This window comes from Moraxella catarrhalis, assembly GCF_001632285.1.
GTDB classification, from domain to species: domain Bacteria; phylum Pseudomonadota; class Gammaproteobacteria; order Pseudomonadales; family Moraxellaceae; genus Moraxella; species Moraxella catarrhalis.
This window is the reverse complement of the sequence record NZ_LWAH01000001.1, coordinates 24,376-37,099: the sequence shown is the minus strand read 5'-3', so window position 1 is coordinate 37,099 and position 12,724 is coordinate 24,376. Positions and strand designations below refer to the sequence as shown.

Sequence of the window (12,724 nt, the reverse complement as noted above, 5' to 3'; positions counted from 1 at the left end):
CTTACCGACGCATTGGCATGATGACATAGCGATGCAAATCATCGCCCACTTGATAAATCAGTGCAGGCGAACTTGGCTGATTTAGCTCAAGACAAACCTCTCCTTCTAAAACATTAAGTACTGCACGCAGATACGCCTCATTAAAGGTCAGCTCAATGGCATCGCCGCTATAATTCACCCCAAGCATTTCTTCAGCCTCACCAAGGTTTCTGTTGGTAACACCCACTTTACAAAAATCCATGGTATCAAAATTCATCAGCACGCCCGGTTCTTCTTTGGTATTTAGTACCGAGATTCGGCGTAACACATCCACCGCCTCATCTTTATTAAATAAAACAATTTTATCATTATTGGCAGGAATCACACGGCGATAGTCGGGAAATTTACCCTCAATTAAGCGTGCAGACAGTTTCACTGTAATCTCATTGTCAATGTCTTCATCTTTAAGCACCAAGCCCACTTGCAAAAACTCTGCATCAAAACCAAGCTCAACAATATTAGAATCATCAACCGTTTTGGCAAGCTCAATCAACAAGCGTTCTAATTCAGCCACTGCTTTACCAGGAATGATGACTTGATTGGGCGCATAAGTTTCATTCAGCAATCGATGTGCCACCGCCAAGCGATGTCCATCTGTTGCAACTGCAGTTAGTGTATTTTCACCAATATCGAACAGCATGCCCGTCAAATAATAACGCACATCCTGGGTCGCCATCGCAAATCGGGTATGATGAATCAAACTGCTTAGGTTGCCTTGACTGATTTTTATCACACTCAAAGGTGTCGCTGTGCCGATAGTTGGAAAATCATCTGCAGGCAAACAGCTTAATGTATACCTGCCTGTACCACTGGTAATAATGCAGTGCGTGGTATCTTCGGGGGCGTCAATCACCACCACCTCTTCTGGCAGTGATTTACACACACTAAAAAACATCTCAGCTGGCAAGGTTGTGCTACCTGCCTGAATACAGCCATCTTTGGGTAAAGCAAATCGTGTCGTCAGCTCAAGCTCCAAATCCGATGCTGTCAATGTCAAAAAACCTTCTTCAAGCACCAATTTAATATTCGCTAAAATGGCAAAACGATGGCGTTTATCTGCTGCCTTTACCACCAAATTGATGGCTTTGAGTAATAAGTCACGATTGATAGATAATTTCATAAAAGCTCACTAAATTTGTTGGTTGCTGGGGCAATACTAGACATATTCTAACATCATCTTTAAAGAATGATAATCCTTTTGAATTTTGGCATCTTGGGTACGCAGCTCTTCGATCTTTTCACACGCATGCATAACTGTGGTGTGATCACGACCACCAAAAACTTGCCCAATTTCAGGAAAACTATCACGCGTCAGTTCACGAATGAGTGCCATTGCCATTTGTCTGGGTCTGGCGATGTAGCGTGCACGCTTTTTACTCATCAAATCCTTTGGGGAAATTTCATAATATTCAGCCACCAAATCACGAATATTTTCGGCGTTCAATGCCCGAGCGCGTGCTTGAACCTGATCTTTAATGGCGTCTTTGACAAGTGGTAAGCTCACCGGCTCATTACGCAAAATGGTGGCGGACAGCTGTACGCGTTTTAACGCCCCTTCTAAACCACGCACATCAGGCGGTAGATTTTGTGCCATATATAACGCACATTCTCTGGGTAGTAACAGATTGAGCATCTGCGCTTTTTTTTCTAAAATTTGGATACGCATTTCCATATCTGGCGGCTCAATCGACAACTGCAAACAGCTTGATAAACGAGAAATGTAACGCTCACCAAAACTGGTCATCTGTGAAGGGGGACGGTCTGAGGCAAGCACCACCTGCTTTTGGGTGTTGCCTGCTGAGAATGTATCAAAAAGCTTCATCAAGATTTCAGTTACTTTGGGTGCTTTTGAGCCACTGACCATATGCACATCATCAATAATCAACAAATCCGCTTGGCAAATTTCTTTTTCCATCTGTACAATGTCATTGGTACGAAATGCCTCTAGCGTGATTTTATAAAAATGATCTTTGGTAAAATAAAAAAATTGCTTACCGTATTTTTGATAGCGATGCGCCATGGCATGCATCAAATGCGTCTTGCCCAAACCTGATGAGCCGTATATAAATATAGGGCCATAGTTATGCTTACTTTCTTTTCTAGAAAGCTCATTGCAAGCATTATAAGCAGAAGCATTGGACTTACCTTTGATAAATACATCAAAGGTAAACCCAGGATCAATGGGCAACCCTTCAACGACACCCGTTTTTTTGCTGGTCTTTTTATTAGTTTTGGCTTTTTTGGTCGCAGGGTCATTTGGGATGGTACTCGCCACCATCTCAATACGAACCGACTTGATCACTCCTTTACCATGCTGATAGGCAAGATCGGTGATTTGGCTTAGATAATTGTCTTTAACATGCCTAACCCACATCATATTAGGTGCAAGCAACAAAAGCTCGGTATCGTTCACTTCAGCTTTAAGGGGTGCGATCCATTGGCGATAGTCTTTATCCGCCATAGCAAATTGTAAATCAGGTAGGCACAATTGCCACACACGCTCACCAAGATGATTGGGTGAGATGCTATCTTGCACGGGCAAATCTTCAAACAGGCTCATGACTTATCCCAATTAAAAAACGGTTCAAAGTGATTTTATACTATGCATGACTAAATCATGCTCAATCGGTGGGGTGAAATAGTACCATAATTTTATTAAATTACAAGCTTTATTTTGTGGATAACTTGATGAATAATATTGTGGATAACTCAAAATTCTAAGTTTTCCACAATTTATGCACATTTTATAAACATTGATTTCCACAAGATAACTTTATGAAAAATATAATAATATTACGGTTATCCACAAGATTTTTTTGCTTTATTATTATTATATTTAAGTTTAAGATTAAATAATAAGGCGGCTTAAATTCTGTGGATAACTTTTAACAATGGCCTTAAAAACCAGCCAAATGTCATCACTTATTAGCCAAAAAACTTTATTTTTATAAAATATAAAAAATGAGCGTTTATGACAAAAATTTAAATTTAACTTGGTAATTAATTGACAAATCAAAAAATATTTGATAGTATTATCAAGATTTTCACTCGTCTAAAGTGAGAAACATTAACTAGTTAACTGTAATTTGAGTTGTTCATCAGTTTCACTTTTGACAACTTTTGGTACCGTTAGGTGCTGACATCTTTAAAGGTGATTTATGAAGCGTACATTTCAACCAAGCGTTTTAAAGCGTAAACGCACTCATGGTTTCCGTGCTCGCATGGCAACCAAAAAAGGCCGTCAAGTTTTGGCACGTCGCCGTGCTAAAGGTCGTCATCGTTTGACTGTGTAATATCTGGTCAAATTAAAAGCACCGATCACACGGTGCTTTTTTATGCCATAAATTATGATGCTGTGACCTAATTATGTTAAAATCATACCTCTTTGTACAAAACCTGCCATTATGACATCTGTTCTGATTGACACATCTCAAAATTTAGCGACTTCTTTGCCAAAAGCTAAAAACTTCCAAAAATACCATCGCCTACTCATACCTGCCGACTTTAAGGCGGTATTTGATTCACCCGTTAAAAAGGTTCATACCCTGCATTTGTTGGCATTTATTGGACAGGGTCAGGGTTTGTCGGCACGATTGGGTTTGGCAATCACTAAAAAAAAGCTAAAAAAAGCGGTGGATCGTAATCGACTTAAACGACTGTGCCGTGAAAATTTTCGCCATCGCCAAGCTTCTTGGGTGGCGATTGATGTGGTTGTTATTGTCAAGGCAGGCTATCCTAGAGAATTTGACATCGCGACCGAAGTAACAGAATTATTTAATAAAATTAATAAATTATATTCTGATGAACTGAGTGTTTAATTTTTAAATATTTAGTTATGTTAAAAAATATTCTACTAATCTTGATTGAGATTTATCGCCGCTGGATCAGTCCGATGATGACGCCAAGATGTCGTTATTACCCAACTTGCTCAGCTTATGGCCGCCAAGCGATTATTTGGCATGGAGCTATCAAAGGACTTAGGCTCAGTATTTGGCGAATCGGCCGCTGTCACCCTTGGGGCGGCTGTGGTATTGATTTTGTTCCACTGCCTTTGGCTCGCTATCACTATCAACCAAGCCATCTTTATTTTTCTTATGGATTCAAAGACACATTAAGTTATGCAGCACGGCTAAATCATTTAATCAAAACAACTTAGCATTATGATTTGTTTGGTAAAACCTTAAAAATCACTGGCCAACCATGATTTATTGGTAACTTAAGCAATATTTTCTAGGATTTTATGGGTATTTTTAGTACAATAAAAGATTTAAAATTTGATTTAGGCTAATAGCCTGTGTTGTTTATTGATAATGGATTTGAATCTATGCAAAAAATTCTAAGAATTTTAATCATTATAGCGATGCTAATTACAGCATATTTGCTGATTTTGGCATGGCGTGATGACTATGCAAGAAAACCTGTAGTTACGCAGCCTGTGGCAACCCAAACCACTCATGCTGATGTGCCAACAACACAGGTTGTGGGTGATATTCCAAGCTTGACAGCAGGATCGGTAGCTGATTTGGCTGATACCGATTTGATCACTGTCAGCACTGACCGTTATGAAATTAAGATCAATCCTGTTGGTGGCGATATTGTTTATGCTGCTTTAAAACAGCACAATGCCACCAAAGATAGTACTGAGCCATTTGTACTTTTAGAAACCGATTTACGCACCTATGTTGCACAATCTGGATTGATTGGACGAGATGGCATTGACACAGCTGAAGGCCGTGCGGTTTACCACAGCCCGCGTAGCAGCTATGTGCTTAATCCAAGTGCAGGGTCGCTACAAGTCCCTTTGACATATCACAAAGATGGCTTGACGATCACCAAGACCTATACCTTTAATGCAGGCAAATACCCAATTAATCTGAGTTATAATATTAATAATAATTCCAATCAACCATGGCAAGGGCAAATGTATGCTCAGCTTAAGCGTGATAGCAGTAAGGATCCTGGCCTAGAGGATAAAGGCATGCTTGGCATGTCAACTTACTTAGGTGGCGCTTGGGGTGTGCCAAGTGATCCTTATAATAAACTGAAATTTTCTAATTTTGACGATAATATCAATATTAGCAGTAAAGACGGCTGGGTGGCAATTGTCCAGCATTATTTTGTATCGGCTTGGACGCCATCAAACAGTTTTGAAGCTGACTTTTTTGCTCGTACGACAGGCAAGGATTTTTATATTGGTTATAATAGCCCCGTGATTAATGTGGCGTCAGGCAAGCAAATCACCCTTAACAGTACGCTGTATGCAGGTCCAAAAGTTCAGTCAGAAATGGCATCGGTGGCTGAAGGCTTAAATCAAACGGTGGATTATGGATTGTTATGGCCAATCTCAAAAGTGCTGTTCGCTATTTTAGATAACATTAATAAAGTGATTGGCAATTGGGGCTGGTCAATCATTGTACTGACTTTAATTATCAAAGTCGCTTTATTTTGGCTATCAAATAAAAGCTATATGTCTATGGCAAAAATGCGTGCCATCGCCCCAAAATTGCAAGCGCTCAAAGATAAGCACGGTGATGATCGCATGGCGATGAGTCAAGAGATGATGCAGTTATACCGTGATGAAAAAGTCAATCCAATGGCGGGTTGTTTGCCGATTTTGATTCAGATGCCGATTTTTTTGGGGTTGTACTGGATGCTGGTTGAGTCGGTGGAACTGCGTCATGCACCATGGATTGGTTGGATTACCGATTTATCAGCAATGGATCCTTGGTTTATTTTACCGATTTTTATGGGTATAACCATGTTTGTCCAGCAAATGCTCAATCCACAGCCTACCGACCCAATGCAAGCAAAAATGATGAAAATTTTGCCCATGATTTTTGTGGTGTTCATGCTATGGTTCCCAGCAGGTCTGGTATTGTACTGGACAGTGAATAACTTATTTAGTATGACTCATCAACATCTTGTTAATAAGCGTGTGGAACGCCAAATGAAAGCAAAGCAAGCTTAATGCAATCCTCAAAAATCCCACAAATACTCAATTTGTGGGATTTTTTTATGGCTGGATTGATACGCCTTTGGCTTGATATGTTTGTCAGTCAATAACCAATGCTAGCAATTTTTTATGTAATAATGATAGAATAAAAGGTTAACTTAGCAGAAAACCTTATCAATTTATGACAACCAGTATCCAACAATTACCGACCATCGCCGCCATCGCCAGCCCCATCGGTCAAGGCGGTGTCGGTATCATCCGATTATCAGGTAAAGACGCTTATCGCATCGGTTGCCTAATGACGAGGCGGTCAAATTTAATACCCAGAATGGCATATTTTGGTGGTTTTTATGGTCAAGAGGGTGTGATTGATGAGGGTGTGATAATTTATTTTAAGGCACCACATTCATTCACTGGAGAAGATGTGGTGGAGCTACAAGGTCATGGCGGCATGGTACTACAAAACATGCTGTTGGCTCGGGTGTTTGAGCTTGGTGCACGCCAAGCAGCAGCAGGGGAATTTAGCTACCGAGCTTTTGAAAATGATAAAATTGACTTGGTGCAGGCTGAAGCCATCAGTGATGCCATTTCAGCCACTTCTGTCGCTCAGGCTACCAGCGCTATTCGTTCTTTGACTGGTGAATTTTCCCAAAAAATCAATGAGTTATTAGATAAGCTTGTTCATCTTCGCTTGTATGTGGAAGCTTCGATCGATTTTCCTGAGGAAGAAGATGTTGATTTTTTGTCTGATGGTATCATTGAAAATAAATTAACTGAGATTTTGTCAGGTATTGATCGTATCTTAGCGACAGCAAAACAAGGTCAGCTGTTGCGTGATGGTGTGCATGTGGTGCTGGCAGGTAAGCCCAATGCAGGTAAATCCAGTCTGCTTAATCGCCTATCGGGTACTGAGCGTGCCATTGTAACAGAGATTGCAGGCACCACGCGTGACACTTTGGAAGAAACTTTGATTTTAAATGGGTTGACTGTACATTTAACTGATACAGCAGGTCTTAGAAAAACTGATGATCATGTCGAAAAAATTGGTATCAAGCGAGCATTTGATGCGATCCGTCAAGCAGATGTGTTGATGATGGTTTATGATGTTACAACAGAAACTGATCCGTTAGCATTAGCCGATCAGCTGTTTTGTGAGGGTGTGACTGAGGATGTTGGTGATATTATTCGCCAAAAATTGATTTTGGTTGCAAACAAAAGTGATTTATTGATCTCAAAACCAGTTTTACAGGTTTCATGTGAAACCAAATCAGCACCCAAACTTGTTTATGTTTCATGTGAAACAGGTGAAGGGCTTGATGAATTGATTGAAATATTAACCCAAAAGGTGGGTTTTCATCCTCCTGAAAATAGTTTGATTGCACGCACTCGCCATCTTGATGCCTTAAATCGTGCCAAAGGGTACGCCATCGAAGCGTACGAGCAGCTTACCATTTATCATGCTGGTGAATTGGTAGCAGAAAGTCTAAGACAGTCTCAGCAAGCATTGGGCGAGATTACAGGTCAGATGAGTGCAGATGAGCTGCTGGGTAAGATTTTTTCAAGTTTTTGTATTGGTAAATAGCACTTTATTACCAAAAAAATCTTAACAATTTCATTGGTTAATATTTTTATAAAAAATTAAATTTAATTATTTTTAATTAATAATAAAAAATTTAGGAGTGGTGATGCATTGCCCATTTTGCAATAAAGCAGATACCAAGGTGACCGATTCTAGGTTGGCTGCCGAAGGTGCACAAGTACGCCGACGCCGACAATGTTTAGCGTGCGGAGAGCGGTTTACAACTTTTGAAATTTGTGAAATTTTGATGCCACGAATCATCAAAACCAATAGCCGTATTGAGCCTTATGATCAATCAAAACTCAGACGCTCAATTTCACTACCTCTACAAAAGCGTCCCATCAGTGTTGATGAAATCGAAGCATGTATCAGCCGCATAGAGCATGAACTTAGAAAAACAGGTGAGCGAGAAGTATCAAGTAAGATTTTAGGCGAAATTGTGATGAATGAATTAAAGATACTTGATGATGTTGCTTATGTACGCTTTGCCAGTGTTTACCGTGATTTTCAGGACATTGGTCAGTTTCAAGCTGAGCTTGACAAGATCAATTTACCCAAGCGTGGTGAATCTTCATGAATGACAAACGATTGATACAGCAAGATATTTATTATATGCAGCTTGCCATAGCAGAGGCAAAAAAAGGCATTTATACCACAAGACCCAACCCTGCTGTTGGCTGTGTATTGGTCAAAGATAGTCTGGTCATCGGTCAGGGTTATCATCCTAAGGCTGGGCAGCCACATGCTGAGATTTTTGCCTTGGCTGATGCCAAAGCACAGGGTTTTGATACCAAAGGTGCAACCGCTTATGTGACACTTGAGCCATGTAGCCATACGGGCCGTACACCGCCTTGTGCTGATGCGCTCATTGCTGCAGATCTTAAGCGAGTTGTTATTGCAAGCTTAGACCCTAATCCCAAAGTTGCTGGTAATGGTATCAAAAAACTTCAAAATGCAGGAATTGAGGTCTTGGTGGGGGTGTGCGATCAGCAGGCAGCTGCGTTAAATTTGGGTTTTTTGAAGGCGATGAGAATGGGCTTGCCTTATGTTAGGTTAAAAACTGCCAGCAGTTTGGATGGGCGTACAGCGATGGCATCGGGCGAATCCAAATGGATCACAGGTATAGAGGCACGAGAAGATGTGCAGCGACTGCGTGCCCAAAGTGCTGCGATTATCACAGGGTCAGGCACTATCATAGCGGATAATCCTGCGTTGACAGTGCGTAGCAAACAGCTTGGTGTGGATCTACATATGCTGCCTAAGCCCAAGGTAGTCATTGTCGATCGTAGAAATAGATTATCAGATTCAGATAATTACCAAGTGTTAAATCGTGATGACACCTTGATTTGGCGTAATGATTTAATGAGTCTACTAAAAACTTTGGTATCACAATATGCCTGCTATGATGTATTGATAGAAGCAGGTAGTGAGCTGTCTGGCGCCTTTATTACAGAAGGCTTGGTTGATGAGCTGATTGTATACCAAGCGCCGTGTATTTTGGGTCAAGATGCCCGTCCGATGTTTGCATGTCAGCTTGATCAATTGGTGCAGCAGTATCGATTTGGGCTACATTCTGCTGATATCATCGGCAATGATATTCGGCTAATTTATCGCAGTTTAACTTAATTTATTTTAGCAAATTTCTTAATTAAATTTGCTTAGCCACAGCCTAGTTTAATGATTATTTTATGATTTTTTATTAAGAAAATTGATGTTATAAGCCTGTGGATAAATAAGATGGTTAATCACTAACTATAATCTAAATTTTTATTAACTATTTGATTTTTAAAAGTATTAATATCTAATCTAATGATGAATATTAGTCTGTGGAAAACTTAATAGTGTGATTGTACTTTTGTTTTTAATGTCATTATAAAAAAGTTTTCCATAATTTGATGAGAAAATATTATGTTTACAGGAATTATTGAAACCACAGGCAGACTCAAATCCATCAATCAGATTGGCGGCGATGTTCAGTTGGTAATCCATGCGCCAGACATGGATTTTAATGATGTGCATCTTGGTGATTCGATTGCATCAAATGGCATTTGTCTGACCGTGGTGGATATTGGTGATAAAACTTATGCGGTGGATGTATCACGTGAAACACTGAGCAAGACGGCTTTAAAGAATTGGCGTACTGGCGATACAGTCAATCTTGAAAAAGCCATGCGACCAACTACGCGTTTTGGGGGGCATATTGTCGCAGGACATGTGGATGGTGTGGGCGTGATTCGTCATATCTCAAAAGACGCCCGTTCGATTTATATTGAAATTGAAATTCCAAGTGAGCTTATGCGTTACGCTGCCGATAAAGGGTCGATCACTGTTGATGGCATTAGTCTGACAACCAATGCCATTAAGCCTGAACAAAACATTGTATGCCTTAATATCATCCCACATACGGCCAAATGTACTAATATCGATCGGCATTGGTCGGTGGGTGGGCTTGTCAATATTGAGGTAGATTTGATTTCTCGATATCTTGAAAGATTGTTATTTGCTTCAAATCAAGTACAAAAGCCTACCAGTAGCATTTCTGAAGAGTTGCTCAATCAGGCAGGATTTTACCTTTAATAATTAAATTTTTATTAATTAAAAATATTTATATTATTTAATATTATTAATATCATAATTTTATTAATATAAAATATTAATTATAGATAATAGACTTAAATTAATTAATAAATATTAAGAAATGAATTTTATGAACCACCTTACTCAATCAAAAATGCGTATCATATTTGCAGGGACGCCCGAATTTGCTGCAGTCAGCCTAAAGCATCTTATTGATCTGCAAGATGTTTTAAACATACAAATTGTCGCAGTTTATACGCAGCCAGATCGTAAATCTGGGCGGGGTCAAAAATTAACCGCTTCAGCCATTAAGCAAGTGGCGCAGGCGTACAATATACCTGTTGAGCAGCCGATAAGTTTTAGCCTAAAGTACCAACCTGAGCAGGGTGTCAGTGGTGCTGTTTCACGTGAAACTTTGGCGAATTATCAGCCTGATATAATGATTGTCGCAGCCTATGGACTGATTTTACCCTTGGGCGTCTTAAAAATACCAAAATTTGGGTGCTTAAATATTCATGCATCACTATTACCAAGATGGCGTGGTGCTGCACCCATTCAGCGTGCCATTATGGCAGGTGATCAAGAAACTGGCATTACAATTATGCAAATGGCAACAGGCTTGGATACGGGCGACATGCTATATCGGGTATCATGTCCTATTTTGGATACTGATACCACGCAGACGCTACATGATAAGCTGGCAGTGATTGGGGCTCATGCGATCACCACGGTGCTACAAAATTTATTGCATTTTCAATCATTGGCCAAGGTTCAAGATGATAGCTTGGCAAATTATGCCGAAAAAATCCATACTCAAGAAGGGTTGATAGATTGGAATCAAGATGCTTTGACAATCCAGCGTCAAATCCGTGCATTGAATGCCCACACTTATCATAAATCGGAGCGTATCAAGGTTTTAAGTGCATTGCCGATCAAATTCGATCAAACCACATCAATTCCAGCTGGTCAGATCGTTAGTGTGGGTAAAAATGCCATTTTGGTCTCATGTGGGGCTGATACAAATGGTATACAGCACTTGATTAATATTACAAGTATACAATGGCCAGGCGGTAAGCCACTGACTGCTGAACAGATTTGCCAAACCAATAAACTTTGTGATAGTGACTATTTTGAGATAAAAACTCATGAAAAATAATATAAAAAAACTACACAATCATCAGCTTTCATCTCGTGCAAAAGTTATCTTAGTTATTGAAGAAATTTTAAATGGTAAATCGCTGTCAGAGCTACTTGATCCTTTATTAGAATCAACGGAGATGAGTAGCCGAGGGTTTGTACATGAACTACTGCTGGGTACTTTGCGGCAGTGGTGGGCATTATCTCGAATTTCTGAGAGCTTGATTGAAAATCCTGTGACAGATCAAGGGGTGCAGGCCGCTATTAATATCGGCTTGTATCAACTTATCTATATGAATATACCAGAGTATGCTGCGATTAATGACACGGTGGAAGCCTTAAAACAGCTTGGTAAAGAATATGGCACAGGGCTTGTGAATGCAATTCTTCGAAAAACTCAAAAGTCAAAAACAAAATTTACCAAGAAAGTCAATAAAAACCACAGCTTACCAAATTGGCTGGCTAAGCAGCTCAAACAAGATTGGGGTGAGTATTATGATGAGCTGGGTCGTACACTAAGATTTGCTGCACCGATTTTTTTGAGAGTTAATACGAAGTTTTCAGACAACGCATCTTATTGCCAGATTTTAGATGAGCATCATATACAGCACAGTTTGGTATCGCTTGGATATAATCAGGCACAAGCCGTCAGGCTAGATGGTGGTGTACGAATTGGTGAATTGCCTTATTTTGATGAAGGATGGGTGTCCGTCCAAGATGCACATGCACAGTTGGCAGGGTTTTTATTGGCACCTACTTTGCAATCACAAGGCAGTCATCAATCGGTGCTAGATATGTGTTGTGCCCCAGGCGGTAAAACCACGCATTTACTTGAGATGTTTCACATGAAACATTTGACTGCTATTGATGGTAATCGTATTCGATTAAAACGGGTACACGAAAACATCAGTCGCCTTAAGCTTGATACGAAAGATATTTCTGTGGTTCATGCTGATGGCACATCTTGGCGATCGGATCAATGCTTTGATGTGATTTTGCTTGATGCACCTTGTACTGCCACAGGTGTTTTGCGTCGCCATCCAGATATTGGGCTGCTTAGACAAGAACAGGATATTGCAACTACCGTTAATTTGCAAAGAAGCATACTGGACAATCTATGGTCACGGTTAAAAGTTGGTGGCGTGCTTTTGTATGTGACTTGCTCTATCTTGAAGGCTGAAAATGAGCGACAAATCATTGATTTTTTGAGAGCTAATGACGATGCAAACGCCATACCTTTTGATTTAAGCTTACCACATCAAATCAAGCAGCAGGTAGGTTATCAATGCTTACCTTTAGATACCAAGGGTGGCGACGGTTTTTATTATGCTTTGCTGACAAAAACAGCAAAATAACAATCGTTTAATCAATGGTGATTTTGATGTTTTTGGTGAATATGACGATAAAGGATTTTGATGATTGATTGAGTTTGGGTGCTA

12 protein-coding genes are annotated in these 12,724 nt (G+C 40.0%); 10 read left to right on the top strand and 2 right to left on the bottom strand.

Annotated features, from left to right (window positions below; genetic code table 11):
• Position 1: 1 nt before the first annotated feature.
• Positions 2 to 1,159, bottom strand: a complete 1,158-nt coding sequence (dnaN, locus tag A4U55_RS00180) for a DNA polymerase III subunit beta (protein ID WP_063453864.1) — start codon at positions 1,157 to 1,159, stop codon at positions 2 to 4.
• A 36-nt stretch (positions 1,160 to 1,195) separates the two neighbouring features.
• A complete protein-coding gene (gene dnaA / locus A4U55_RS00175) occupies positions 1,196 to 2,599 on the bottom strand; it encodes a chromosomal replication initiator protein DnaA (RefSeq protein ID WP_003662231.1) in 1,404 nt (467 codons plus the stop codon).
• Positions 2,600 to 3,197: 598 nt separating this feature from the next.
• On the opposite strand from dnaA, the gene rpmH reads away from it, so the two are divergent.
• The 10 genes from rpmH to rsmB all read left to right on the top strand — a co-directional run bounded on the left by rpmH (position 3,198) and on the right by rsmB (position 12,640).
• Positions 3,198 to 3,332: a 50S ribosomal protein L34 gene (rpmH, locus tag A4U55_RS00170; protein WP_003662232.1), complete on the top strand. Its 135-nt coding sequence runs from the start codon at positions 3,198 to 3,200 to the stop codon at positions 3,330 to 3,332.
• A gap of 111 nt (positions 3,333 to 3,443) precedes the next feature.
• Positions 3,444 to 3,857 (top strand): ribonuclease P protein component, encoded by a 414-nt coding sequence (rnpA, locus tag A4U55_RS00165; RefSeq protein WP_042510129.1) that lies wholly within the window; start codon positions 3,444 to 3,446, stop codon positions 3,855 to 3,857.
• Positions 3,858 to 3,874: 17 nt separating this feature from the next.
• Positions 3,875 to 4,195 carry a membrane protein insertion efficiency factor YidD gene (yidD, locus tag A4U55_RS00160; RefSeq protein ID WP_042510128.1) on the top strand — a complete coding sequence of 107 codons (321 nt, stop codon included), beginning with the start codon at positions 3,875 to 3,877 and terminating at the stop codon, positions 4,193 to 4,195.
• 168 nt (positions 4,196 to 4,363) lie between these two features.
• Positions 4,364 to 6,007: a membrane protein insertase YidC gene (gene yidC, locus A4U55_RS00155; protein ID WP_003670813.1), complete on the top strand. Its 1,644-nt coding sequence runs from the start codon at positions 4,364 to 4,366 to the stop codon at positions 6,005 to 6,007.
• A gap of 166 nt (positions 6,008 to 6,173) precedes the next feature.
• On the top strand, positions 6,174 to 7,574 hold the full coding sequence (gene mnmE, locus A4U55_RS00150) for a tRNA uridine-5-carboxymethylaminomethyl(34) synthesis GTPase MnmE (RefSeq protein WP_003670814.1): 1,401 nt from the start codon (positions 6,174 to 6,176) through the stop codon (positions 7,572 to 7,574).
• A 103-nt stretch (positions 7,575 to 7,677) separates the two neighbouring features.
• A complete protein-coding gene (gene nrdR / locus A4U55_RS00145) occupies positions 7,678 to 8,148 on the top strand; it encodes a transcriptional regulator NrdR (RefSeq protein ID WP_003664117.1) in 471 nt (156 codons plus the stop codon).
• A complete protein-coding gene (gene ribD / locus A4U55_RS00140) occupies positions 8,145 to 9,197 on the top strand; it encodes a bifunctional diaminohydroxyphosphoribosylaminopyrimidine deaminase/5-amino-6-(5-phosphoribosylamino)uracil reductase RibD (RefSeq protein WP_063453863.1) in 1,053 nt (350 codons plus the stop codon). The genes nrdR and ribD overlap by 4 nt, the downstream gene beginning before the upstream one ends.
• A 282-nt stretch (positions 9,198 to 9,479) precedes the next feature.
• Complete coding sequence (locus A4U55_RS00135; RefSeq protein ID WP_003666743.1) at positions 9,480 to 10,148, top strand: riboflavin synthase; 669 nt, start codon at positions 9,480 to 9,482, stop codon at positions 10,146 to 10,148.
• 130 nt (positions 10,149 to 10,278) lie between these two features.
• Positions 10,279 to 11,304 carry a methionyl-tRNA formyltransferase gene (gene fmt, locus A4U55_RS00130; RefSeq protein ID WP_063453862.1) on the top strand — a complete coding sequence of 342 codons (1,026 nt, stop codon included), beginning with the start codon at positions 10,279 to 10,281 and terminating at the stop codon, positions 11,302 to 11,304.
• The gene (gene rsmB, locus A4U55_RS00125) at positions 11,294 to 12,640 is read left to right on the top strand and encodes a 16S rRNA (cytosine(967)-C(5))-methyltransferase RsmB (protein ID WP_063453861.1); all 1,347 of its coding nucleotides are present in this window, start codon (positions 11,294 to 11,296) and stop codon (positions 12,638 to 12,640) included. The genes fmt and rsmB overlap by 11 nt, the downstream gene beginning before the upstream one ends.
• Positions 12,641 to 12,724 lie beyond the last annotated feature (84 nt).